Annotated in this window: 21 protein-coding genes; 16 read left to right on the top strand and 5 right to left on the bottom strand. The window is 69.4% G+C overall.

Annotated features, from left to right (window positions below; genetic code table 11):
* Positions 1-37 precede the first annotated feature (37 nt).
* Both ACFXGJ_RS00105 and ACFXGJ_RS00100 read right to left on the bottom strand, forming a co-directional pair.
* The gene (locus tag ACFXGJ_RS00105) at positions 38-2,524 is read right to left on the bottom strand and encodes an ATP-binding cassette domain-containing protein (RefSeq protein ID WP_378615193.1); all 2,487 of its coding nucleotides are present in this window, start codon (positions 2,522-2,524) and stop codon (positions 38-40) included.
* A 63-nt stretch (positions 2,525-2,587) separates the two neighbouring features.
* Complete coding sequence (locus ACFXGJ_RS00100) at positions 2,588-3,028, bottom strand: helix-turn-helix transcriptional regulator (protein ID WP_378615191.1); 441 nt, start codon at positions 3,026-3,028, stop codon at positions 2,588-2,590.
* A 124-nt stretch (positions 3,029-3,152) separates the two neighbouring features.
* On the opposite strand from ACFXGJ_RS00100, the gene ACFXGJ_RS00095 reads away from it, so the two are divergent.
* The 15 genes from ACFXGJ_RS00095 to nuoN all read left to right on the top strand — a co-directional run bounded on the left by ACFXGJ_RS00095 (position 3,153) and on the right by nuoN (position 20,832).
* Positions 3,153-4,565 (top strand): NAD(P)/FAD-dependent oxidoreductase, encoded by a 1,413-nt coding sequence (locus ACFXGJ_RS00095; protein ID WP_378615189.1) that lies wholly within the window; start codon positions 3,153-3,155, stop codon positions 4,563-4,565.
* 16 nt (positions 4,566-4,581) lie between these two features.
* Positions 4,582-4,977: a hypothetical protein gene (locus tag ACFXGJ_RS00090; RefSeq protein ID WP_378615187.1), complete on the top strand. Its 396-nt coding sequence runs from the start codon at positions 4,582-4,584 to the stop codon at positions 4,975-4,977.
* A 184-nt stretch (positions 4,978-5,161) separates the two neighbouring features.
* Positions 5,162-5,572 carry an NADH-quinone oxidoreductase subunit A gene (locus ACFXGJ_RS00085; RefSeq protein ID WP_378615185.1) on the top strand — a complete coding sequence of 137 codons (411 nt, stop codon included), beginning with the start codon at positions 5,162-5,164 and terminating at the stop codon, positions 5,570-5,572.
* A 48-nt stretch (positions 5,573-5,620) separates the two neighbouring features.
* On the top strand, positions 5,621-6,175 hold the full coding sequence (locus tag ACFXGJ_RS00080) for a NuoB/complex I 20 kDa subunit family protein (protein ID WP_378615183.1): 555 nt from the start codon (positions 5,621-5,623) through the stop codon (positions 6,173-6,175).
* Entirely contained in the window at positions 6,172-6,822 is a 651-nt protein-coding gene (locus tag ACFXGJ_RS00075) for an NADH-quinone oxidoreductase subunit C (protein ID WP_378615181.1), read from the top strand. The genes ACFXGJ_RS00080 and ACFXGJ_RS00075 overlap by 4 nt, the downstream gene beginning before the upstream one ends.
* Entirely contained in the window at positions 6,822-8,144 is a 1,323-nt protein-coding gene (gene nuoD / locus ACFXGJ_RS00070; protein ID WP_378615179.1) for an NADH dehydrogenase (quinone) subunit D, read from the top strand. Before ACFXGJ_RS00075 ends, nuoD begins: the two co-directional genes overlap by 1 nt.
* On the top strand, positions 8,141-10,258 hold the full coding sequence (gene nuoF, locus ACFXGJ_RS00065; RefSeq protein ID WP_378615177.1) for an NADH-quinone oxidoreductase subunit NuoF: 2,118 nt from the start codon (positions 8,141-8,143) through the stop codon (positions 10,256-10,258). The genes nuoD and nuoF overlap by 4 nt, the downstream gene beginning before the upstream one ends.
* A complete protein-coding gene (locus ACFXGJ_RS00060) occupies positions 10,255-12,696 on the top strand; it encodes an NADH-quinone oxidoreductase subunit G (protein WP_378615175.1) in 2,442 nt (813 codons plus the stop codon). Before nuoF ends, ACFXGJ_RS00060 begins: the two co-directional genes overlap by 4 nt.
* Positions 12,696-14,018, top strand: a complete 1,323-nt coding sequence (gene nuoH, locus ACFXGJ_RS00055) for an NADH-quinone oxidoreductase subunit NuoH (protein ID WP_378615173.1) — start codon at positions 12,696-12,698, stop codon at positions 14,016-14,018. The genes ACFXGJ_RS00060 and nuoH overlap by 1 nt, the downstream gene beginning before the upstream one ends.
* Positions 14,002-14,553 (top strand): NADH-quinone oxidoreductase subunit NuoI, encoded by a 552-nt coding sequence (gene nuoI / locus ACFXGJ_RS00050; protein WP_378615171.1) that lies wholly within the window; start codon positions 14,002-14,004, stop codon positions 14,551-14,553. Before nuoH ends, nuoI begins: the two co-directional genes overlap by 17 nt.
* Positions 14,550-15,413, top strand: coding sequence for an NADH-quinone oxidoreductase subunit J (locus ACFXGJ_RS00045; protein ID WP_378615169.1), 864 nt, complete (start codon positions 14,550-14,552; stop codon positions 15,411-15,413). The genes nuoI and ACFXGJ_RS00045 overlap by 4 nt, the downstream gene beginning before the upstream one ends.
* Complete coding sequence (gene nuoK, locus ACFXGJ_RS00040) at positions 15,410-15,709, top strand: NADH-quinone oxidoreductase subunit NuoK (RefSeq protein ID WP_378615167.1); 300 nt, start codon at positions 15,410-15,412, stop codon at positions 15,707-15,709. Before ACFXGJ_RS00045 ends, nuoK begins: the two co-directional genes overlap by 4 nt.
* 1 nt (position 15,710) lies before the next feature.
* Positions 15,711-17,636 (top strand): NADH-quinone oxidoreductase subunit L, encoded by a 1,926-nt coding sequence (gene nuoL / locus ACFXGJ_RS00035; protein ID WP_378615165.1) that lies wholly within the window; start codon positions 15,711-15,713, stop codon positions 17,634-17,636.
* Complete coding sequence (locus ACFXGJ_RS00030) at positions 17,633-19,255, top strand: NADH-quinone oxidoreductase subunit M (RefSeq protein ID WP_378615163.1); 1,623 nt, start codon at positions 17,633-17,635, stop codon at positions 19,253-19,255. Before nuoL ends, ACFXGJ_RS00030 begins: the two co-directional genes overlap by 4 nt.
* On the top strand, positions 19,252-20,832 hold the full coding sequence (gene nuoN / locus ACFXGJ_RS00025; RefSeq protein ID WP_378615161.1) for an NADH-quinone oxidoreductase subunit NuoN: 1,581 nt from the start codon (positions 19,252-19,254) through the stop codon (positions 20,830-20,832). The genes ACFXGJ_RS00030 and nuoN overlap by 4 nt, the downstream gene beginning before the upstream one ends.
* Here the strand turns inward: nuoN and ACFXGJ_RS00020 are convergent.
* A complete protein-coding gene (locus ACFXGJ_RS00020; protein WP_378615346.1) occupies positions 20,747-21,535 on the bottom strand; it encodes a nitroreductase/quinone reductase family protein in 789 nt (262 codons plus the stop codon). The two genes, nuoN and ACFXGJ_RS00020, sit on opposite strands and share 86 nt — an antisense overlap.
* A gap of 70 nt (positions 21,536-21,605) precedes the next feature.
* On the bottom strand, positions 21,606-22,166 hold the full coding sequence (locus tag ACFXGJ_RS00015) for a pentapeptide repeat-containing protein (RefSeq protein WP_378615159.1): 561 nt from the start codon (positions 22,164-22,166) through the stop codon (positions 21,606-21,608).
* A 106-nt stretch (positions 22,167-22,272) separates the two neighbouring features.
* Here ACFXGJ_RS00015 and ACFXGJ_RS00010 point away from each other — a divergent pair, with 106 nt between their 5' ends.
* Positions 22,273-22,869 (top strand): TetR/AcrR family transcriptional regulator, encoded by a 597-nt coding sequence (locus ACFXGJ_RS00010; protein WP_378615157.1) that lies wholly within the window; start codon positions 22,273-22,275, stop codon positions 22,867-22,869.
* Positions 22,870-22,908: 39 nt separating this feature from the next.
* Here the strand turns inward: ACFXGJ_RS00010 and ACFXGJ_RS00005 are convergent, their stop codons facing one another.
* A complete protein-coding gene (locus ACFXGJ_RS00005) occupies positions 22,909-23,361 on the bottom strand; it encodes a PaaI family thioesterase (protein ID WP_378615155.1) in 453 nt (150 codons plus the stop codon).
* Positions 23,362-23,523: the final 162 nt, after the last annotated feature.

The following is a 23,523-nucleotide window of genomic DNA, read 5'->3' as shown; positions in this document are numbered from 1 at the left end:
GATATTTCCCGCACGAAGGATTCCCCGCGAGGTCCGGTCAGCTCCCCACGTAGGCCGCGAGGTGCTCGCCGGTGAGGGTGGACCGGGCCGCGACCAGGTCCGCGGGTGTGCCCTCGAAGACGACCCGGCCACCGTCGTGACCGGCCCCGGGACCGAGGTCGATGATCCAGTCGGCGTGCGCCATCACGGCCTGGTGGTGCTCGATGACGATCACCGACTTGCCGGAGTCGACGAGCCGATCGAGCAGGCCGAGCAGGTTCTCGACGTCGGCGAGATGCAGACCGGTGGTGGGCTCGTCGAGGATGTAGACGTCCCCCTTCTCCCCCATGTGGGTGGCGAGCTTGAGGCGCTGGCGTTCACCGCCGGAGAGGGTGGTCAGCGGCTGTCCGATCTTGATGTAGCCGAGTCCGACGTCCGCCAGCCGCGCCAGGATCTTGTGCGCCGCCGGGAGTTTCGCATCGCCGGCGACATTCCCCCCGTCGCTGCGCTCCTGCCCGCCGGCGACATTCCCCCGGTCGCTGCGCACCTGCCCGCCGCCGCCGAAGAACTCCTCGGCCTGCGCCACGGACATCCCGAGCACCTCGGCGATGTTCTTGCCGCCGAAGTGGTAGTCCAGGACCTCGGCCTGGAACCGCTTGCCCTCGCACACCTCGCAGGGGGCGGAGACGCCGCCCATCATCGCCAGGTCTGAGTACACGACGCCCGCGCCGTTGCAGTTGGGGCAGGCACCCTCGGAGTTCGCGCTGAACAGGCCGGGCTTGACGCCGTTGACCTTCGCGAACGCCTTGCGGATCGGGTCGAGCAGTCCGGTGTAGGTCGCCGGGTTGCTGCGCCGCGAACCCTTGATCGCGCCCTGGTCGATCGACACCACGCCGTCCCGCCTGGCCACCGAGCCGGCGATCAGGGAACTCTTGCCCGACCCGGCCACGCCGGTCACCACCGCGAGAACCCCGAGCGGGATGTCGACGTCGACGTCCTGGAGGTTGTGGGTGTCGGCGCCGCGGACCTCCAGGGCACCGGTGGACGTGCGGAACGACGGCTTGAGCGTCGCCCGGTCGTCGAGATGCTTCCCGGTGAGGGTGCCGCTCGATCGGAGCTCGTCGACGGTGCCCTCGAAGACGATCTCGCCGCCCTCGGTGCCTGCGCGCGGGCCGAGGTCGACGACGTGGTCGGCGATCTCGATGGCCTCCGGCTTGTGCTCGACGACCAGCACCGTGTTGCCCTTGTCCCGCAACTGCAGCAGCAGGTCGTTCATCCGCGCGATGTCGTGTGGGTGCAGGCCGATGGTCGGCTCGTCGAAAACGTAGGTGACATCCGTCAGCGACGACCCGAGGTGCCGAATCAGCTTGGTGCGCTGCGCCTCTCCCCCGGACAGGGTGCCGGCCGGGCGGTCGAGGCTGAGGTAGCCGAGCCCGATCTCGACGAACGAGTCGAGGGTGTCGCCCAGGGCCTTCAGCAGCGGCGCCGCCGACGGCTCGTCCAGGCCGCGCACCCAGTCGGCGAGGTCGCTGATCTGCATGGCACAGACGTCGGCGATGCTGACCCCGTCGATCTTCGACGACCGGGCCTCCGCGCTCAGGCGGGTGCCCTCGCAGTCGGGACAGGTCTGGAAGGTGATCGCGCGGTCGACGAACGCCCGGATGTGCGGCTGCATCGCCTCACGGTCCTTGGACAGGAACGACTTCTGGATCTTGGGTATCAGGCCCTCGTAGGTGACGTTGACGCCCTCGACCTTGACCTTGGTGGGCTCCTTGTAGAGGAGGTCGTCCAGCTGCCTCTTGGTGAACTTGGCGATCGGCTTGTCGGGGTCGAAGAACCCGCAGCCGCGGAAGATCCGGCCGTACCACCCCTCCATGCTGTAACCGGGGATGGTCAGCGCGCCGTCGTTGAGCGACTTGCTGTCGTCGTAGAGCGCGGTCAGGTCGAAGTCCGAGACCTTGCCCATGCCCTCGCAGCGCGGGCACATGCCGCCGGTGATGCTGAACGCGCGGCGTTCCTTGACGGTCCGGCCGCCCTTCTCCACCGAGATCGCTCCCGCCCCACTCACCGAGGCGACATTGAACGAGAACGCCTGCTGCGATCCGATGTGCGGCTTCCCGAGCCGGCTGAAGAGGATGCGCAGCATCGCGTTCGCGTCGGTGGCGGTGCCCACCGTCGAACGCGGGTTGGCGCCCATCCGCTCCTGGTCGACGATGATCGCCGTGGTCAGCCCCTCGAGCACGTCGACGTCCGGCCGCGCCTGGGTCGGCATGAAGCCCTGCACGAAGGCGCTGTAGGTCTCGTTGATCATGCGCTGCGACTCCGCGGCGATGGTCGAAAACACCAGCGAGCTCTTGCCCGAACCCGAGACGCCGGTGAACACCGTCAGCCGCCGCTTCGGCAGCTCGACGTCGATGTTCTTGAGGTTGTTCTCGCGCGCACCGTGCACGCGGATCAGGTCGTGGCTGTCGGCGGGGTTGAGGTCGGCTGACGCTCCCCCCTGCTTCGCTCGCCGCGTCGTGTCCGTGTTCGTGGCAGTGCTCATCGTGTCTCCATGATCGTGGTGCGGAGGGAACCGGAGTGAACCGTGATGCTCACGGGCACCACGCTACGTGCGGCCCGTGACCTGTGCTTCTCGATTCCTGATCGGTCTGGTCACCTGCTTGGTGACGCACGACGGCATCTCCGCCTCGGGACGCGCCTGGTCCCGGTAGGCACTGGGCGACATTCCGACGAGTTCGGTGAACCGCGTGCTGAACGTGCCCAGCGACGAGCACCCGACCGCGAAACAGACCTCGGTGACGCTGAGGTCGCCGCGACGGAGCAGCGCCATCGCCCGCTCGATGCGTCGCGTCATCAGGTAGGAGTACGGCGACTCGCCGAACGCGAGCCGGAACTGGCGGCTGAGATGCCCGGCCGAGATGTGCGCGTCGCGGGCGAGCGCCTCGACGTCCAGCGGTTGCGCGTATTCCCGGTCCATCCGGTCGCGGACGCGCCGCAGCCGCGCGAGATCGCGGAGCTGCTGCTCCGTGGTGGGTCTGCTGGTCACCTCCGCGATCGTGCCACGTCTTCGCCCGTCGAGCGACACGCCGCCCGACCGACGTTCGCGGGGACGCGACGCGGGCGCGCGACTACCGTGGGAGCGAACGTCCACATTGCGGAGGAGCGTGCGCATGAGCGTCCAGTCGGAGCAGTCGCCTCGCCATCGAGTCGTGGTCATCGGATCCGGCTTCGGCGGATTGTTCGCCGCCCAGGCGCTCAAGCATGCGGACGTGGACGTCACCCTCATCGCCCGCACCACGCACCATCTCTTCCAGCCGCTGCTCTACCAGGTGGCCACCGGCATCCTGTCGGTCGGCGACATCGCCCCCGCCACCCGGCTGGTGCTGCGCAAACAGCGCAACGCCGAGGTCCTGCTCGGCGACGTCGTGGACATCGACCTCGAGGCCCAGACCGTCACCTCCGAGCTGCTCGACCGCACCACCGTCACCGAGTTCGACAGCCTCGTGGTGGCGGCGGGCGCCGGGCAGTCCTACTTCGGCAACGACCGCTTCGCCCGCTACGCGCCGGGCATGAAGACCATCGACGACGCCCTCGAACTGCGCGGCCGGATCCTCGGCGCATTCGAGGAGGCCGAGCTGTCCGACGACCACGAGGAGCGCACCCGACTGCTCACCTTTGTCGTCGTCGGGGCGGGCCCCACGGGCGTCGAGCTGGCCGGACAGATCGCCGAGCTGGCCAACCGCACCCTCAAGGGCGCGTTCCGCAAGATCGACCCCAGCGAGGCCAGGGTGATCCTGCTCGATGGCGCCCCCGCAGTGCTGCCCGTGTACGGCGGCAAGCTCAGCGCCAACGCGGCGGCCCGGCTGGAGAAGATGGGCGTCGAGATCCAGCTGAACGCGATGGTGACCGACGTCGACGCGGACGGACTCGTGGTCAAGGAGAAGGACGGCACCGAGCGCCGGCTCGACGCCCAGTGCAAGGTGTGGTCGGCCGGAGTGCAGGCCAGCCCGCTGGGCAAGCAGCTCGCCGAGCAGTCCGGCGCCGAGATCGACCGGGCGGGCCGGGTGCACGTCAACCCCGACCTGTCCCTGCCCGGACACCCGAACGTGTTCGTCGTCGGCGACATGATGTCGCTCGACAACCTGCCCGGCCTGGCACAGGTCGCGATGCAGGGTGGCAAGTACGCCGCCAAGCAGATCAAGGCCACCGTCGCCGGCCAGCCGGTCGACGCCCGTCAGCCTTTCAAGTACTTCGACAAGGGGTCGATGGCGACCATCTCGCGCTTCAGCGCGGTTGCGAAGGTCGGCAAGCTCGAGATCACCGGTTTCATCGGCTGGTTGATGTGGCTGGTCATCCACCTGATGTACCTGGTCGGCTTCCGCAGCAAGTTCTCCACCATCCTGTCCTGGACGGTGACCTTCGTCGGCCGCGGCCGCGCCCAGATGGCCTCGACCGAGCAGCAGGTGTTCGCGCGCAACGCCATCGAGCACCTGGAGCACTACGAACGCGCCAGAGCCGCCGGCCTGATCGGCGACCCGACCGCGGTCGAGACGGGCGAGGAACGCGAGCAGGCCGCCGGCTGACGGGCCGGGTGAGTCCGTGACCGCACCGCTGCGCGTACTCGTCTACAGCGACGACGCCGACACCCGCCGGCAGGTCGTTCGGGCGCTGGGCACCCGACCGCACCCCGACCTGCCCGACCTCGAGTTCGTCGAGGTCGCGACCGCCCCCATCGTCATCTCCCACCTGGACGCCGGCGGCATCGACCTGGCCATCCTGGACGGCGAGGCAGTACCCGCGGGCGGGCTGGGAATCGCCAAGCAGCTCAAGGATGAGATCGAGGACTGCCCGCCGATCCTGGTGCTCACCGGCAGGCCCGACGACGCCTGGCTGGCCGACTGGTCGCGGGCCGAGGCCGCGGTGCCGCACCCGATCGACCCGCTCCGGCTGACCGGACCGGTCGTTTCGTTGTTGCGCGCCCGGCTCGGGGACTGATCGCCAGGCTCCTGGCCGCTGCGGGAGTCCCTTTGCCGCCGTTGACTCTTCGCCCGCACACCGAGAGATTCTCGTGCGCGACGCGCCCACCGCTCACACCACCGCGAACGACCTTCGCCGGTAGTCTTGTGCCGTAGCTCACTTCACTGTCGCGATCCACAAGGCGAGAGGTGGTGTCGACCGGATGAATCTCTACCTGCCCATCGTGGTGCTCGGGGCGATCGCTGTCGCCTTCGCGGTCGTCTCGGTCGTCATCGCGGCGATCGTCGGACCGAAGCGCTACAACCGCGCCAAGCTCGAGGCGTACGAGTGCGGCATCGAGCCGACGCCGTACCCGCTGGCGGCGGGGGGCGGAGCGTCCGGGCAGTCGGAGAGCGGAGCCGGCGGAGCGACCAGGCAGTACATCCCGGTCAAGTACTACCTGACCGCGATGCTGTTCATCATCTTCGACATCGAGATCGTCTTCCTCTACCCGTGGGCAGTGCACTTCGACGCGCTGGGCGTGTTCGGTCTCGTGGCGATGGCCGTGTTCATCTTCAACGTCTCGGTCGCCTATGCGTACGAGTGGCGACGAGGCGGCCTCAGCTGGGACTAGGCGGCCACCGCGCCGCATCCGATCGAGCGAGAAGGAGCAGAACCGCACATGGGTCTCGAGGAACAGCTACCGAGCGGCTTTCTGCTGAGCACCGTCGAGGGCCTCGCCGGATACCTGCGCAAGGGGTCGCTGTGGCCGGCGACCTTCGGTCTCGCCTGCTGTGCGATCGAGATGATGGCCACCGGTTCCCCCCGCTACGACATCGCCCGCTTCGGCATGGAGGCCTTCCGCGCCTCGCCCCGCCAGGCCGATCTGATGATCGTCGCGGGCCGGGTCAGCCAGAAGATGGGGCCGGTGCTGCGGCAGGTCTACGACCAGATGGTCGAGCCGAAATGGGTTCTCGCGATGGGCGTGTGCGCCTCCTCCGGCGGCATGTTCAACAACTACGCGATCGTGCAGGGCGTCGACCACCTGGTGCCGGTCGACATCTACCTCCCCGGGTGCCCGCCGCGACCGGAGATGCTGCTGCACGCGATCCTGAAACTGCACGAGAAGATCGGGCAGATGCCGTTGGGCGTCAATCGCGAGCAGGCGGCGCGGGCGGCCGAGGAGGCAGCGCTCGCGGCGACCCCCACCATCGAGCTGAAGGGCCTGCTCCGATGAGCGGCGAGCGCGGACTGTTCGGGGTGCACGGCTCCGGGGACACGTCCGGATACAGTCGCCTGGTTCGTCCGATCCCGCTGCCGGGCAGTGCAAGCCGACCATTCGGCGGGTACTTCGACGAGATCGCGGACGATCTGACGGCGGCCCTCGCCGACGAGGGCACGAGCTTCGAGGACGCGATCGAACAGGTCGTCGTCTTCCGGGGCGAACTCACCCTGCATGTTCGGCGGGAGGCCCTGCCGCAGGTGGCCCGCCTGCTCCGCGACGATCCGGACCTGCGGTTCGAACTGTGCCTGGGCGTCAGCGGGGTGCACTACCTGCAGGACACCGGCCGCGAACTGCATGCGGTCTATCCGCTGACGTCGATCACCCACAGTCGCCGAGTCCGGCTCGAGGTCTCGACGCCGGACGCCGACCCGCACATCCCGTCGCTGGTCGGGGTGTACCCGACCAACGACTGGCACGAACGCGAGACGTACGACTTCTTCGGCATCGTCTTCGACGGCCACCCGGCGCTGACCCGGATCGAGATGCCCGACGACTGGAACGGCCACCCGCAACGCAAGGACTACCCCCTCGGGGGCATCCCGGTCGAGTACAAGGGCGCGCGGATACCGCCGCCCGACGAGCGGAGGTCGTACACCTGATGCCAGATCCCGTCACCACAGGAGCCTCGCCCGAGGAGCGGCCGGCGACCGCCGTCACGGTCACCGGTCAGGACTGGGATGCGATTCCCGGCGCCGTCACCGGCGAGGAACGCATCGTCGTCAACATGGGACCGCAGCACCCGTCCACCCACGGCGTGCTGCGGCTGATCCTGGAGATCGAGGGCGAGACGGTGACCGAGGCCCGCTGCGGGATCGGCTTCCTGCACACCGGGATCGAGAAGAACCTGGAGTACCGCAACTGGACTCAGGGCGTCACCTTCGTCACCCGGATGGACTATCTCGCCCCCTTCTTCAATGAGACGGCCTACTGCCTCGGGGTCGAGAAGCTGCTGGACATCACCGACCAGGTCCCCGAACGGGCGAGCGTGGTGCGGGTGCTGCTCATGGAACTCAACCGCATCTCGTCCCACCTGGTGGCGCTCGGCACCGGCGGCATGGAACTGGGCGCCGTCACCGCGATGCTCTTCGGGTTCCGGGAACGGGAACTGGTGCTCGACGTGTTCGAGATGATCACCGGCCTGCGGATGAACCACGCCTACGTCAGGCCCGGCGGTCTGTCGCAGGACCTGCCGGACGGAGCCGTCGCGAAGGTGCGCGAACTGCTCGAGATCCTGCCGACACGACTGCGCGACCTCGAGTCCATGCTCAACGAGAACCCGATCTGGAAGGGCCGCACCGTCGGCATCGGCACCCTCGACCTCACCGGCTGCATGTCGCTGGGGATCACCGGCCCGGTCCTGCGAGCCACCGGCCTGCCGTACGACATCCGCAAGGCGCAGCCGTACTGCGGTTACGAGAACTACGAGTTCGACGTGGTCACCGACACCGGCGGCGACTGCTACGGCCGCTACCGGATCCGGGTCGCGGAGATGACCCAGTCGCTGGGGATCGTCGAACAGTGCCTGGACCGGCTGCGGCCCGGCCCGATCATGGTCGAGGACAAGAAGATCGCCTGGCCGGCCGACCTGACCCTCGGGCCCGACGGCCTCGGCAACTCCCCGGATCACGTGCGCGACATCATGGACACCTCCATGGAGGGCCTGATCCACCACTTCAAGCTGGTCACCGAGGGGATCCGGGTGCCCGCCGGTCAGGTGTACGTGTCGGTCGAGTCGCCCCGCGGCGAACTGGGGGTCCACATGGTCAGCGACGGCGGGACCCGCCCCTACCGGGTGCACTTCCGCGACCCCTCGTTCACCAACCTGCAGGCCGTCGCCGCGATGTGCGAGGGCGGCATGGTCGCCGACGTCATCGCCTCCGTCGCGAGTATCGACCCGGTCATGGGCGGGGTGGACCGATGAGCGAGAAGCCGGTGTTCGTCGAGTTCGGCCGCAGGCCCACCGAGCCGGGACTGCTGGTGAAACCCGGTGCCCGGCAGTCATATCCGGCCGAGGTGCGCGCCCGTCTCGAGATCGACGCCAAGGCGATCGTGGACCGCTACCCCGACTCCCGGTCCGCGCTGCTCCCCCTGCTGCACCTGGTCCAGTCCGAGGACGGGTACATCACCCCGGCTGGCGTCGAATTCTGCGCGGGCACAATCGGACTCACCGGCGCCGAGGTCGCCGCGGTGGCCACCTTCTACTCGATGTACCGCCGCGACCCGACCGGGGACTACCACGTCGGGGTCTGCACCAACGCCCTGTGCGCCACCATGGGCGGCGACGCGATCCTCGCGGCAGTCGAGCAGCATCTGGGCATCGGGCCCGGCGAGACCACCCCCGACGGCCGGGTCACCGTCGAGCACATCGAGTGCAACGCTGCCTGCGACTACGCCCCGGTGATGACGGTCAACTGGGAGTTCTTCGACAACCAGACACCAGAGTCGGCAACGGCGATCGTGGACGCGCTGCGCGCCGGCGAACAGGTCACCCCCACCCGGGGCGCGCCGCTGTGCACGTTCCGCGAGACCGCGCGGATACTCGCCGGATTCCCCGACGACCGCCCCGGCGCCCTCGAGTCCACCGGCGGTGCCGGCGACGCGACGCTGGCGGGACTGCACGTGGCCCGCGCGCTCGGCGACGAATCCTCGCTCACCCCGGTGCTGAGCCGGCACTGGGACGAACCCGAGTCCTGGACCCTGGCGACGTACCTGCGACACGAGGGGTACCAGGCGTTGCGCACGGCACTGGCGACGGACCCGGACCAGATCATCGCGATGGTCAAGGACGCCGGACTGCGCGGACGGGGTGGCGCCGGCTTCCCCACCGGCACCAAGTGGTCGTTCATCCCGCAGGGCGACGGCAGGCCGCACTACCTGGTGGTCAACGCCGACGAGTCCGAGCCGGGCACCTGCAAGGACATGCCGCTGATGCTGGCGACGCCGCACGCGCTGATCGAGGGCGCGATCATCGCCGCCTACGCGATCCGGGCCCAGCACGCGTTCATCTACCTGCGCGGGGAGGTCGTGCCGGTGCTGCGCCGCCTGCAGGCCGCTGTCGCGGAGGCGTACGCGGCCGGGTACCTCGGCCGCGACATCCTCGGTTCGGGGTACGACCTCGAGTTGGTGGTGCACGCCGGTGCGGGGGCGTACATCTGCGGCGAAGAGACGGCGCTGCTCGACTCGCTCGAGGGCAGGCGCGGACAACCGCGGCTGCGCCCGCCGTTCCCGGCGGTGGCCGGCCTGTACGCCGCGCCCACCGTCGTCAACAACGTCGAGTCGATCGCGAGCGTGCCGCCGATCATCCGGGGCGGCGTCGACTGGTTCCGGTCGATGGGCCCCGTCGAATCCCCCGGGTTCACGCTGTACTCGCTGTCCGGGCACGTCACCACCCCGGGACAGTACGAGGCCCCGCTGGGCATCACGCTGCGCGAACTGCTCGGCTACGCCGGCGGGGTCCGCGCCGGCCACACGTTGAAGTTCTGGACGCCCGGCGGCTCCTCGACCCCGATCCTGACCGAGGAGCACCTCGACGTCCCGCTCGACTACGAGCACGTCGCCGGCGCCGGCTCGATGCTGGGCACCAAGGCCCTGCAGATCTTCGACGAGACGACCTGCGTGGTCCGAACCGTATTGCGGTGGAGCGAGTTCTACGCGCACGAGTCCTGCGGCAAGTGCACGCCGTGCCGCGAGGGGACGTACTGGCTGGTGCAGATCCTCGACCGGCTCGAACGCGGCGAGGGCAGCGAGGAGGATCTGGAGAAACTGCTCGACGTCTCCGACAACATCTTCGGCCGCGCGTTCTGCGCGCTCGGCGACGGCGCGGTCAGCCCGATCACGTCCTCCGTCAAGTACTTTCGCGAGGAGTACCTGGCACACATCGAGTCGGGTGGCTGCCCGTTCGACCCGGCGCGGTCCGTCCTCGCGCCGCACACCGACGTTCCACCGGTCTCGGGTGATGGGAACCATCATCCGGTCCAACCGGCTGAAGGTTCCCGTCACCCCGGTGGGAACGGTGCAGGGGGGAGGCCGCGATGACCGTCACGGACAGCTCGAATGCCAGCAACGTGGCGCCGGCGGACCTGGTGACCCTGTCCATCGACGGCGTCGAGGTCGCCGTGCCGAAGGGAACCCTGGTGATCCGGGCCGCCGAACTGGTCGGCATCCAGATCCCCCGCTTCTGCGACCACCCGCTGCTCGCCCCCGTCGGCGCGTGCCGACAGTGCCTGGTGGAAGTGGAGGGCCAGCGCAAGCCGCTCGCCTCGTGCACCACGACCGTCGGCGAGGGGATGGTCGTGCACACCCAGCTCACCTCCCCGGTGGCGGACAAGGCCCAGCGCGGCGTGATGGAACTGTTGCTCATCAACCACCCGCTGGACTGTCCCGTGTGCGACAAGGGCGGCGAATGCCCGCTGCAGAACCAGGCCATGTCCAACGGCCGCGCCGAGTCCCGCTTCCACGGCGTCAAACGCACCTTCCCCAAACCGATCCCGCTGTCGAGCGAGGTGCTGCTCGATCGGGAGCGGTGCGTGCTCTGCGCCCGGTGCACCCGCTTCTCGCAACAGATCGCGGGCGACCCGTTCATCGAACTCATCGAGCGCGGTGCGCTGCAGCAGGTCGGCATCTACGCGAAGGAGCCCTTCGAGTCGTACTTCTCGGGCAACACCGTGCAGATCTGCCCCGTCGGAGCCCTCACCGGGGCGTCCTACCGGTTCCGGGCGCGACCGTTCGACCTCGTGTCCAGCCCCAGCGTGTGCGAGCACTGCGCCAGCGGATGCGCGCAACGCACCGACCACCGGCGCGGCACCGTCCTGCGCCGGCTGGCGGGCGACGATCCCGAGGTCAACGAGGAGTGGAACTGCGACAAGGGACGGTGGGCGTTCACCTACGCGACCCTGCCCGACCGGATCACCGATCCGATGGTCCGCGACGCGAGCGGCACCCTGGTGGTCGCGTCCTGGTCGGAGGCGCTGACGGTCGCGGCGCGCGGACTGGCCGCCGCGCACGGACGCGCGGGCGTGCTGGTCGGCGGCCGCTCCACCGTCGAGGACGCCTACGCCTACGCGAAGTTCGCGCGAGTCGCCCTGGGCAGCAACGACGTCGACTTCCGAGTCCGAGCCCACTCGCGGGAGGAGGCGGACTTCCTGGCGGCCCGGGTGGCCGGGCGCGGACCCGCGGGCGGTGTCAGCTACGCGGACCTCGAGAAGGCGCCGGCCGTGCTGCTGGCCGGGTTCGAGCCGGAGGAGGAGTCGCCGATCGTCTTCCTGCGGCTGCGCAAGGCGGTCCGCCGCGGCGCGCTGAAGGTGCTGTCCGTCGCCCCGTTTGCGAGCAACGGGCTGACCAAGTTGTCGGGGACCCTGCTGCAGGCCGTCCCGGGCCGCGAGTCCGCCGTCCTGGACTCCCTGCACGACTCCGACCTGCTGGGAAGTCCGGGTGCGGTGATCCTGGTCGGCGAGCGGCTCGCGGCGGCACCGGGCGCGCTCTCGTCCGCGGCCGCGCTGGCCGACGTGACGGGGGCCCGGCTCGCCTGGGTGCCGCGCCGCGCCGGCGAACGCGGGGCGATCGAGGCGGGCGCCGCGGCGAACCTGCTGCCCGGCGGCCGGCCCGGCCGCGACCCCGCCGCCCGCGCCGAGGTCGCCGAGGCCTGGGGCCTGACTCGTCTGCCCGACGACCCCGGCCGCGACACGACGGGCATCCTCGAGGCCGCGCGGGACGGCGACATCGCCGCGCTGGTCGTCGGGGGCGTCGAGATCGACGACCTGACCGATCCGCAGTTGGCGGCGAACGCCCTCGACGCCGCGGAATTCGTTGTCAGCCTGGAGATTCGCCACAGCGCGGTCACCGAGGTCGCGGACGTGGTACTGCCGGTGGCCCCCGTCGCGGAGAAGCCCGGCACCTTCCTCGACTGGGAGGGCCGCGAACGTCCCTTCGCCGCGGCCCTCCGCGACACCGCATCGATGCCCGACCAGCGGGTGCTCGACGCGCTCGCCGAGGCGATGGGCGTCCGACTGGGACTGCCCGACGCGGCCGCCGCGCGCACCGAACTCGCCGGACTCGGCGCGTGGCACCGCGAGGTCCCCGAGTCCCCCGCGGTGAGCGCGGGACCGGCGCGGTCGCCGGGTCCCGGTGAGGCGGTCCTCGCCGGCTGGCGGATGCTGTTGGATTCGGGCCGGATGCAGGACGGGGAGCCCCAGTTGGCCGGCACGGCCCGGCCGCCGGTACTGCGCCTGTCGGCCGGGTCCGCCGCCGAGATCGACGCCGCCGAGAGCGATCTGGTGACGGTCAGCACCCACCGCGGCGCGATCACCCTGCCGCTGACGATCACCGACATGCCCGACCGGGTGGTGTGGCTGCCGGTGAACTCCCCCGGCTCCCAGGTGCATCGGCACCTGGGGGCGGCCGCGGGCGACGTCGTCGGGATCCAGCTCTACGAGAAGCACGCCGACGACGACGTGACGGACGGCGGGGCCCGCTGATGACCGGCTACACCGACCTGTCCGCCTTCGGCCACGACCCGTGGTGGCTGATCCTGCTCAAGGCCCTCGCGATCTTCGTCTTCCTCATGCTGACCGCCACCGCGATGGTCTACCTCGAACGCAAGATCATGGCGCGGATGCAGATGCGGATCGGCCCGAACCGGGTGGGCCCGCGCGGCATGCTGCAGAGCATCGCCGACGGCGTCAAGCTCGCGCTGAAGGAGGACATCGTCCCGCGGGCCGTGGACAGGCCGATCTACATTCTGGCGCCGGTGATCGCCGCGGCTCCCGCGTTCATGGCGTTCGCCGTCATCCCGTTCGGTCCGGAGGTCTCGATCCTCGGGACCCGAACCCCCCTGCAACTGACCGACCTTCACGTCGCCGTCCTGTACGTACTCGCGGTCGCCTCCGTCGGGGTGTACGGCATCGTGCTGGCCGGCTGGTCGTCCGGCTCGACCTATCCCCTGCTCGGTGGACTCCGGTCGACCGCGCAGGTCATCTCCTACGAAATCGCGATGGGCCTGTCGTTCGCCGCGGTCTTCCTCGACTCCGGCACCATGGCCACCTCCGGCATCGTCGCCGCCCAGGAGGGCAACTGGTACGTCTTCCTGCTGCTGCCCTCGTTCCTGATCTACCTGACCTCGATGGTCGGCGAGACCAACAGGGCCCCGTTCGATCTCCCCGAGGCCGAGGGCGAGTTGGTCGGCGGCTTCCACACCGAGTACTCATCGCTGAAGTTCGCCATGTTCATGCTCGCCGAGTACGTGAACATGGTGACGGTCTCCGCACTGGCCACCACGCTGTTCCTCGGCGGCTGGCGCGCACCGTGGCCGCTGAACATGTGGTCGGGCGCGAACTCCGGCTGGTGGCCGCTGCTGTGGTTCGTGGCGAAGGTGTGGATCTTCATGTTCGTGTTCGTCTGGCTCCGGGCGACCCTGCCGCGGCTGCGCTACGACCAGTTCATGAAGCTGGGCTGGAAGGTGCTCATCCCGGCCTCGCTGCTGTGGGTCATGGTGGTCGCCACGGTCCGCGAACTCAGCGAGACGGTCGACCAGTTCCGGGTCACGACCGCCGTCGTGGGCGTGGTGGCCGTCGCGGTGGCCGCGACCTCACTGCTGTGGGTTCTGCTGCGCCGCCGCTCCGTCCGCCCCGAATCCGCTCCCCCGCCAGGCCCGTTCGACCCGATGGCGGGCGGGTTCCCGGTGCCGCCGCTGCCGGGACAGACGCCCCCGGGCCGGCGCCGGGCCCTGGTCCCCGCCACCGCCCGCGCCGAGACCCCCGACCACGACACTCAGGAGGGCAGCAATGCCGCAGCGCACTGACTCCCCACCCAGCAGCTCCCCGGGCTTCGCCCGCCGACTGCTCGCCCCGCTCGCGGGGTTCGGCGTGACGCTGGCGACGATGTTCAAGAAACCCGCCACCGAGTCCTACCCCGAGCAGAAGACGCCGACCGCGAGCCGCTACCACGGCAGGCACCAACTCAACCGGTACCCGGACGGGCTCGAGAAGTGCATCGGCTGCGAGCTGTGCGCGTGGGCGTGCCCCGCCGACGCCATCTTCGTCGAAGGCGCGGACAACACCGACGACGAACGCTATTCGCCCGGTGAGCGTTACGGCCGCGTCTACCAGATCAACTACCTCCGGTGCATCGGCTGCGGACTGTGCATCGAGGCCTGCCCGACGCGCGCACTGACGATGACCAACGAGTACGAGATGGCCGACGACAACCGGGCCGACCTGATCTACGACAAGGACCGGCTGCTGGCACCCCTCGAGCCGGGCATGGAGGCGGCGCCGCACCCGATGAGTCCGGGCACCACCGCACAGGACTACTACCGCGGAGGTCCGGTCCGGTGAACCGCGACGCCGCCGCCGGCCTGCTCGCCGAGACGTTCACGCGGACGTCGACGGTCGAGGGCGTGCAGTTCTGGATCCTCGCCACGCTGGCAGTGATCGGCGCCATCGGCGTGGTCAGCGCGACCAAGGCCGTCTACTCGGCGATCTTCCTCGCGACCACGATGATCATCCTTGCCGTCTTCTACATCGCCCAGGGGGCAGTGTTTCTCGGCGTCGTGCAGGTCGTCGTGTACACCGGCGCGGTCATGATGCTCTTCCTGTTCGTCCTCATGCTCGTGGGCGTCGACTCCTCCGAGTCTCTGGTGGAGACGATCCGCGGGCAGCGGGTGGCCGCGGTGGTGGTGGGCATCGGATTCGGGACCCTGCTGATCGCGGGCCTCGGCAACGCCTTCACGACCTCGGCCGAGGGTGCGGGCGGCTACGTCGGGCTCGACCGGGCCAACGCCGGCGGCAACGTCCCCGGCCTGGCCGACCTGATCTTCGTCCGCTACGTGTGGGCGTTCGAACTCACCGGCGCGCTGCTCATCACCGCGACCATCGGCGCGATGGTGCTGGCACACCGGGAACGGTTCGAGCCGCGCAGGACCCAGCGCGAGATGGCGCAGGACCGCGTTCGCGAGGGCGTCCAGGTCACGCCGCTGCCCAGCCCCGGCGTGTACGCCCGGCACAACGCGGTGCACATGCCCGCCCGGTTGCCGGACGGTACCGCCGCCGAGTCGTCGGTCAGCGCGGTGCTGCAACGCCGCCGCACCTACGACGACGCGGGTCGGGCGTCCCGCGAAACCCGCGCCACGCCGGCCGAACCCGGGCCGGACGACCACAGCTCACCGGACGACCACGGAGAGGACGGGACGCGATGAACCCGGACAACTACCTGTACCTGTCCGCGTTGCTCTTCTCCATCGGCGCGGGCGGTGTGCTGATCCGCCGCAACGCGATCGTGGTGTTCATGTGCATCGAGCTGATGCTCAACGCCTCGAACCTCGCCTTCGTGACGTTCGCGCGGATGCACGGAACCCTCGACGGGCAGATATTCGCGTTCTTCACGATGGTGGTCGCCGCCGCCGAGGTCGTCGTCGGCCTGGCGATCATCATGACCATGTTCCGTTCCCGCCGTTCGGCTTCGGTCGACGACGCCAACCTGCTGAAGTACTGACATGAGCGGGGGGATCTGGCTGCTGCCGGCGCTGCCGCTGTTCGGTGCGGCGGTGCTGCTGCTCGGGGGCAGGCGCACCGACCGCTGGGGCCACCTGCTCGGCTGCGGCACCGCGCTGGCCTCGTTCGCGGTGGGGGTGGCGATGTTCGTCGGCATGCTCGGCCGCCCCGACGCCGAGCGCGCGCTGCACGAGAACCTCTACAGCTGGGTTGCCGTGCCCTCTGGTCGCTTCGCAGGCTCCGCTCCTGCCGCCCAGCTACACGTGGACTTCGGTCTGCAACTCGACCAGCTGTCGATGTGCTTCGTGCTTCTCGTCACGGGAGTCGGCTCGCTGATCCACGTCTACTCGGTCGGCTACATGAGCCACGACCCGGATCGCAGGCGATTCTTCGCGTACCTCAACCTGTTCCTCGCCGCGATGCTGCTGCTCGTGCTCGCGGACAACTTCCTCGGTCTCTACGTCGGGTGGGAGGGCGTCGGTCTCGCCTCCTACCTGCTGATCGGCTTCTGGCAGTACAAGCCGCCCGCGGCGACCGCCGCGAAGAAGGCCTTCGTGGTCAACCGGGTCGGGGACATCGGCCTGATCGTCGCCCTGATGATCATGTTCGCGACCTTCGGATCCGTCGACTTCGCAGGCGTTTTCGGCGCCGCCCCGGCGGCGAGCGAGGCCACCACCACCGCGATCGGACTGATGCTGCTGCTCGCGGCGTGCGGCAAGTCGGCGCAGGTGCCGCTGCAGTCCTGGCTGGGCGACGCGATGGAGGGTCCGACGCCGGTCTCGGCCCTGATCCACGCCGCGACGATGGTGACCGCGGGCGTGTACCTCATCGTGCGGTCCAATCCGATCTTCGACCTGGCGCCGGGCGCGCAGCTGGCGGTGGTGATCGTCGGCGCGGTGACCCTGCTGTTCGGCGCGATCATCGGCTGCGCCAAGGACGACATCAAGAAGGCGCTGGCGGCGTCGACCATGAGCCAGATCGGCTACATGGTCCTCGCCGCGGGACTCGGCCCCGCCGGCTACACCTTCGCGATCATGCTGCTGCTCAGTCACGGCTTCTTCAAGGCCGGCCTGTTCCTCGGGGCGGGCTCGGTGATGCACGGCATGAACGACGAGACGGACATGCGCCGCTACGGCGGACTGCGCACCGTCATGCCGATCACCTTCGTCACGTTCGGCCTGGGATACCTTGCCATCATCGGCATTCCGCCGTTCTCGGGCTTCTTCGCCAAGGACAAGATCATCGAGGTCGCCTTCGACGCCGGCGGCGCAAAGGGCGCGATCCTCGGGGTGGCCGCACTGCTCGGCGCCGGGATCACCGCGTTCTACATGACCCGGGTGATGCTGATGACGTTCTTCGGGCAGCGGCGCTGGCGTACGGACGAGCCGCCGACGCCGCACGAGTCCCCCGGCGTGATGACCGTACCGATGATCCTGCTCGCGGTGGGTTCGGTGGCCGCGGGAGCGGTGTTCACTGTCGGCTCCTCGCTCGAGCACTGGCTCGAACCGGTCGTCGGCGCGCACGCCCCGGGCGAGGCCGTCCTGCCCGTCTGGGTGCTGACCGTGACCACGCTGGCGGTCGTGCTCGTCGGCGTCGCGGTGGCCTACCGGCAGTACGGCACCGCGCCGATTCCGGAGCAGGCGCCGGTCGAGGTCTCCGCGTTGACCGTCGCGGCGCGCAACGATCTGTACGGAGACGCGGTCAACGAGGCGGTGTTCATGCGTTCTGGCCAGTACCTGACCCGACTGCTCGGGTTCGTCGACAGCAGGGGCGTCGACGGCGCGGTCGGCGGGGTCGCCACGGTGGTCGCGGGCACCTCGAATCGCTTCCGGCGCATGCAGACCGGCTTCGTCCGGTCGTACGCCCTGTACATGTTCACGGGTGCGGCGGTGGTCGTCGCGGCGATGGTCTTGGTGGGGGTCCGGTGAACCACTTTCCCTGGCTGACCACGTTGTGGGTGGTGCCGCTGGCCGGCGCGGCTCTGGTGCTGGCGTTGCCCGCGGCCGCGCGCCGGATCGCGAAGGTGGTCGCGCTGGCGGCCTCCCTCGTCGTGCTCGCCCTGGTGGTGGTGCTGGCGTTGCGGTTCGATCCGTCGGGCGCGCAGTACCAGTTCGTCGAATCGCATTCCTGGATACCGGCTTTCGGCACCCGGTACACCCTGGGGCTGGACGGCATCGCGCTGGTTCTGGTCGCCCTGACCGCGGTCCTGCTGCCGCTGCTGATCCTCGCCGGCTGGAAGGATGCGGAACCGGGTGACCCGACCACGGGGCAGGCGCGTTCGACCCACGTCTACCTGGCGTTGTTCCTGATCGTCGAGTCGATGGTGATCGTGTCCTTCGCGGCGCTCGACATCCTGCTGTTCTACGCCTTCTTCGAGGTCATGCTCGTTCCGATGTACTTCCTCGTCGGCGGGTTCGGCGCGGATCGTGCCCGCCGGTCCCGCGCCGCGGTGAAGTTCCTGCTGTACAACCTCTTCGGCGGCCTCATCATGCTGGCCGCGGTCATCGGCCTGTACGTCGTCACGGCGGGGCCGGACAGCCCGTTCGCCTCGGGCACCTTCGACTTCCGCGAGATCGTCGCCGCGGTCTCCTCCGGCACCCTCGCGATCGACTCCGGGGTGGCGAAGGCGCTGTTCCTCGGCTTCATGTTCGCCTTCGCGGTCAAGGCGCCGCTGTGGCCGCTGCACAGCTGGCTCCCCGACGCGGCCGTGGAATCCACCCCCGCGACAGCGGTTCTCATGATGGCCGTCGTCGACAAGGTGGGCACCTTCGCGATGCTGCGCTACTGCCTGCAGCTGTTCCCGGACGCGTCGCGGTACTTCGCGCCGCTGATCGTGACGCTGGCGGTGATCGGCATCGTCTACGGCGCGGTGCTGGCCATCGGTCAGGCCGACATGATGCGGCTGATCTCGTTCACCTCGATCTCGCACTTCGGCTTCATCGTCCTCGGCATCTTCGCGCTGACCAGTCAGGCGCAGGCCGGATCCGTGCTGTACATGGTCAACCACGGCATCTCCACCGCGGCACTGTTCCTGGTGGCCGGGTTCCTGGTGTCCCGGCGCGGCAGCCGGCTCATCGCCGACTACGGCGGTGTGCAGAAGGTCGCGCCCATGCTGGCGGGCACGTTCCTCATCGCCGGCCTGGCCACCCTGTCCCTTCCCGGGTTGGCGCCGTTCGTCAGCGAGTTCCTCGTCCTGATCGGCACGTTCACCCGCTACCCCGTCGCCGCGGTGGTCGCGACGAGTGCGCTGGTACTCGCGGCGATCTACGTGTTGTGGATGTACCAGCGGACGATGACGGGCCCGGTGACGACGGGCAACGAGAAGCTCACCGACCTCGTGCCGCGGGAGATCGCGGTGCTCGCCCCGCTGATCGCCCTGCTGATCCTGCTCGGCTTCTACCCCAAGCCGGTGCTGGACGTGGTCAATCCCGCAGTGACCGCGACCCTGACCACCATCGGTGAGCACGACCCCGCACCGACGGTGCCGCAGGGGCTGTCCGGCACCGGCCGTCTCGGCGACGACGTTCACGGAGGTGTGTACCGGTGAATACCGCGACCCTGCCCACGCCGTCGATCGAGTACGGTCTGCTCTCGCCGATGCTGATCGTGTTCGGCGCCGCCGTCCTCGGGGTGCTCGTCGAGGCGTTCGCGCCGCGACGCGGCCGCTACCCGAGCCATCTGGTGATCAGCCTCGCCGGGCTGGTCGCGGCCTTCGTCGCGGTGATCGTGCTTGCCGCGCATCTGCATTCGTCCGGTACGGCCGGGCACTCCGCGGTGATGGGGTCGGTGGCCGTCGACGGTCCCGCCCTCTTCCTGCAGGGGACGATCCTGCTGGTGGCGATCGCGTCGATCCTGCTGGTCGCCGAGCGAGGTGTCGAGGCCGGCACGGACGCCGCCGCCAGGACGGACACGTTCGCTCCGCGCGCCTCCGCGCTGCCGGGCAGCGTCGCCGAGCGGGAGGCCGCGAAAGTCGGTGTGGCACAGACGGAGGTGTTCCCCCTCCTCCTGCTCGCGGTCGGCGGCATGCTGCTCTTCCCGGCCGCCGACGACCTGCTGACCATGTTCGTGGCGCTCGAGGTGCTCTCGTTACCGCTGTACCTGCTGTGCGGGTTGGCGCGCCGCCGGCGACTGCTGTCCCAGGAATCGGCGATGAAGTACTTCCTGCTCGGCGCGTTCTCCTCGGCGTTCTTCCTCTACGGCGTCGCACTGCTGTACGGGTACGCGGGCACCGTCCGGCTCGGCGGCATCGGCGACGTGGTCGCGGCCCACGCGGAGGCCGACAACGCGCTCCTGATCGGCGTCGCACTGCTCTCGGTCGGCCTGCTGTTCAAAGTGGGTGCGGTGCCGTTCCATTCGTGGATCCCCGACGTGTACCAGGGAGCCCCGACCCCGGTCACCGCGTTCATGGCGTCGGCGACGAAGATCGCCGCGTTCGGCGCGCTGCTGCGGGTGTTCTACGTGACGCTGCCCGACCTGCAGCAGGACTGGCGCCCGGTGCTGTGGGCGGTCGCCATCGCGACTATGGTAGTCGGCTCGGTCGCGGCGGTGACCCAGACCGACGTCAAGCGGATGCTCGCGTACTCCTCGATCGCGCACGCCGGGTTCATCCTCACCGGCCTGATCGCCGGGAACCGGGCCGGGCTGTCGGCGACGATGTTTTACCTGCTGGCCTACGGATTCAGCACCCTCGGCGCGTTCGCGATCGTCGGCCTGGTGCGCGACGCCGGCGGCGAGGCCACCGAGATGTCCCGCTGGGCAGGGCTCGGACGCCGGTCCCCCGTGGTCGCGTCGGTGTTCGCGCTCTTCCTGCTCGCATTCGCGGGCATCCCGCTGACGAGCGGGTTCGTCAGCAAGTTCGCGGTCTTCCAGGCCGCGGCCTCCGGCGGGGCGGTGCCGCTGGTGCTGGTCGGCGTGGTGTGCAGCGCGATTGCGGCGTTCTTCTACGTTCGCGTGATCGTGCTGATGTTCTTCACCGAGCCGCCCAGCGATCCGCCCACGGTCGTGGTGCCGAGCGCGCTGACTGCGGCGGCGATCTTCGTCAGTGCGGCGGTGACAGTGATCCTCGGCGTCGCGCCGCAGCCGGTGCTGGACCTGGCAGACCGGGCGGCCGAGTTCCTGCGGTGACGTGTTCCGGATTTGCTGCGGTCGAACCGATCTGCGGCCTGCCCAGGCTCGGGACGGCCTGCTGCACCGTGGCGGCGACCAGTCCAACGGCCGCCAAGGGAGCAGCGAAGAGCAGCAACAGCCAGTGTGACGACCAGTTCGCCAGCCCAGCGATCGACAAACCGACGAGTGCGGCGAAAACCAACCAGGAAACCCACCCTCGCAGTGCCAGCGCCGCCACCGCTGGTGGGGTTGCGAGCAACAGCCCGATGCAGAGCAGGGGCCATACCCCCAACACGTGAACGATCGAGTCATCGCACTGCAACGGGGATCGGACGCCGTCGAGGTACAGCTCACCGCTCTTCGAGCACGACAACGACACGCCGGCCATCGGTGACGTGCCCACCCACGCGGAAAATACCAACGCGACCACAGCCGAGGACCACCACACGGCTCTCAGCATCGACGCGTCCGCAGCCTGGTCAGGATGACGACAGCGAAGGTACGGCGCAAGGTTCCTCGTCCAATCGGGGTCGGTCTTCGCGGCGAAGGCGGAACCCACGACCACGGACGCATCGCCGTCCTCGAGGTGGACGACGGGTGTTGTTCGCGGAGTTCCGGTCTCGCGTCCAGGTACCGTCGGCAGACAGGCAGTCCCGCCGCCCGCCCGCCGATGCTGCCGTTCGACGTCCCGTACAAGGCGACGGTCGCGCGGTCGCGAAATGCCAAGGCGGTCTTCACATCGGATGCACCTGTTGCCGGACCTCCGTCGAACGTCTACCGGTCACAGCCGGTCAGTCCGGCAGGGTGACGTCTGTGAGATCGGCACCGTCGAGGACCGCATCGGCGATGTTTGCGCCGGTCAGATCGGCCTTGGCCAGGTACGTCCCGACGAGCGTCGCGCCGGTCAGATCGACGTCACCGAGATATGCGCCGGTCCTGTACGCGCCGGAGAGGTCCGCCCCGGCGAGATTCGCGTGCCCGAGGTACGTCGACGTCAGGTACGCCATCGTCAGGTCGGCGTTCCGCAGGTCGGCCCTGGTGAGATACGCGCCGGTGAAGTTCGCGTCGTGAGCGACCACCCCAGTGAGCTCGGCCCTCAGCAGCACGGCGCCGACCAGTTCGGCCGAGGTCAGATTTGCAGCCGCGAGCCTGGCATCGGTGAGGTCGGCTCCCGACAGATCGGCGCCGGTGAGGTCGACGCCGTCCAGGTTTGCACCCGCCAGGTTCGTGCCCGCCAGGTCGGCGTCGACGAGGCTGACCCTCCCCGAGTCACGCTCCGCCCGTAGGGAATTCCAGGCTGACACATCCGAGCGCAGCAGGTCGAGAGGATTCGCGTGCGAGGTCGAACTCATCCAGTCCCCCGAAACTCCCAGCGCGGCGGGACGTTCCACCGCACGTTGACGGCGTCAACCTAGCAGCGGGTTGTTGACAGCGTCAACCACCTTCTATCCTCGGGAAATGCAGGAGCGAACCCGGGACACACGCCGCGCCCTGATCGACGCGGCCAGCGACCTCTTGGCGCGGGGCGGGTCGGCTCACGTCACCCTGCGAGCGGTCGGCGCGGCGGCCGATGTGTCGCGGACGGCGCCGTACCGCCACTTCCAGGACAAGGACGACCTGCTCAGCACGGTCGCCGCAGAGAACCTGGGGCTGCTGAAGGCCGAGATGCAGCGCGCGGTCGCGGACAGCACGACCGACACCACCCCGCTGTTTCGCGCCTGCCTCGCCTACGTCCGCGTCGCCTGGGAGTACCCGAACCACTACCGGCTCGAGTTCGGCGGCGACTACGTGATCAACCCAAGCCGGGTGCTGGTAGACGCCGCCCACGACTTCAGCGGGTACTTCGACGAGCTCGTCGTCGAGGCTCAGCAGAGCGGCACCCTCATCACCGGCGACACCCGGGAGGTCGGCCCGCTGCTCTGGGTCCTGCTCCACGGACTGGCGATGTCCAACCACCTGGTCGCCGACCGAGGGTGCGAACCCGGGACCGGCTACGAAGTCGAGGACATGGAGCGCGTACTCGCCCTGGCCCTGCGCAGCCTCGCGCCGCGCTGAGCGTCGATCCGCCTCGGGCGGATCGACACTGACGCCGGATCAGCTTCCGAGCCGGTCCATTTCGGTAACGTTCGCGAGCCGGACCTGACCGCGCGCGATCAGCCTGTCACGCTCGTCGACGACCGCGACCTGCCAGAGCTGCTGGGTGCGCCCGCGGTGCACGGGGGTCGCCTCGGCGAACAGGGTTCCCTCGCGGACCGCGCGCAGGAAGTCGGTGTTGTTGTTGACGCCGACGACGTGGCCGCGGTCGGCCAGCCAGATTCCGCCGCCGATGCTGGCGAGCGTCTCGATGACCGAGCAGTACACACCGCCGTTGACGATCCCGGCCGGCTGGTGGTGTTCGGGGCGCGCCGCCCACTGTGCGCGCACCCGGTCGCCGCTCAGTTCGGTGTACTCGAGCCCGAGGATCTCGCCGAAGCCCTTGTTGAGGAAGGGGGTCACCTGCGCGGGATCCGCCGTGGCCAGGTCGCCGATCGAGACCGCGTCGCTCATGTTCCACTCCATCGTTCACGAACCGTCCTCGTCGACGGTCCTGCCTCTCAGTGCTACACGACGGCGAGGGGAACCTCGCACGCGGCACCGCCGGGAATGGCGACGGGCTGTCTCTTATACAGCCCGTACCCTCGGTCATGTGGCTGATCAGGGGCGCACCGC

It is taken from the genome of Rhodococcus sp. NPDC059234, assembly GCF_042754225.1.
Lineage (GTDB): Bacteria > Actinomycetota > Actinomycetes > Mycobacteriales > Mycobacteriaceae > Rhodococcus_G.
This window is presented reverse-complemented; position numbering and strand designations above follow the sequence as displayed.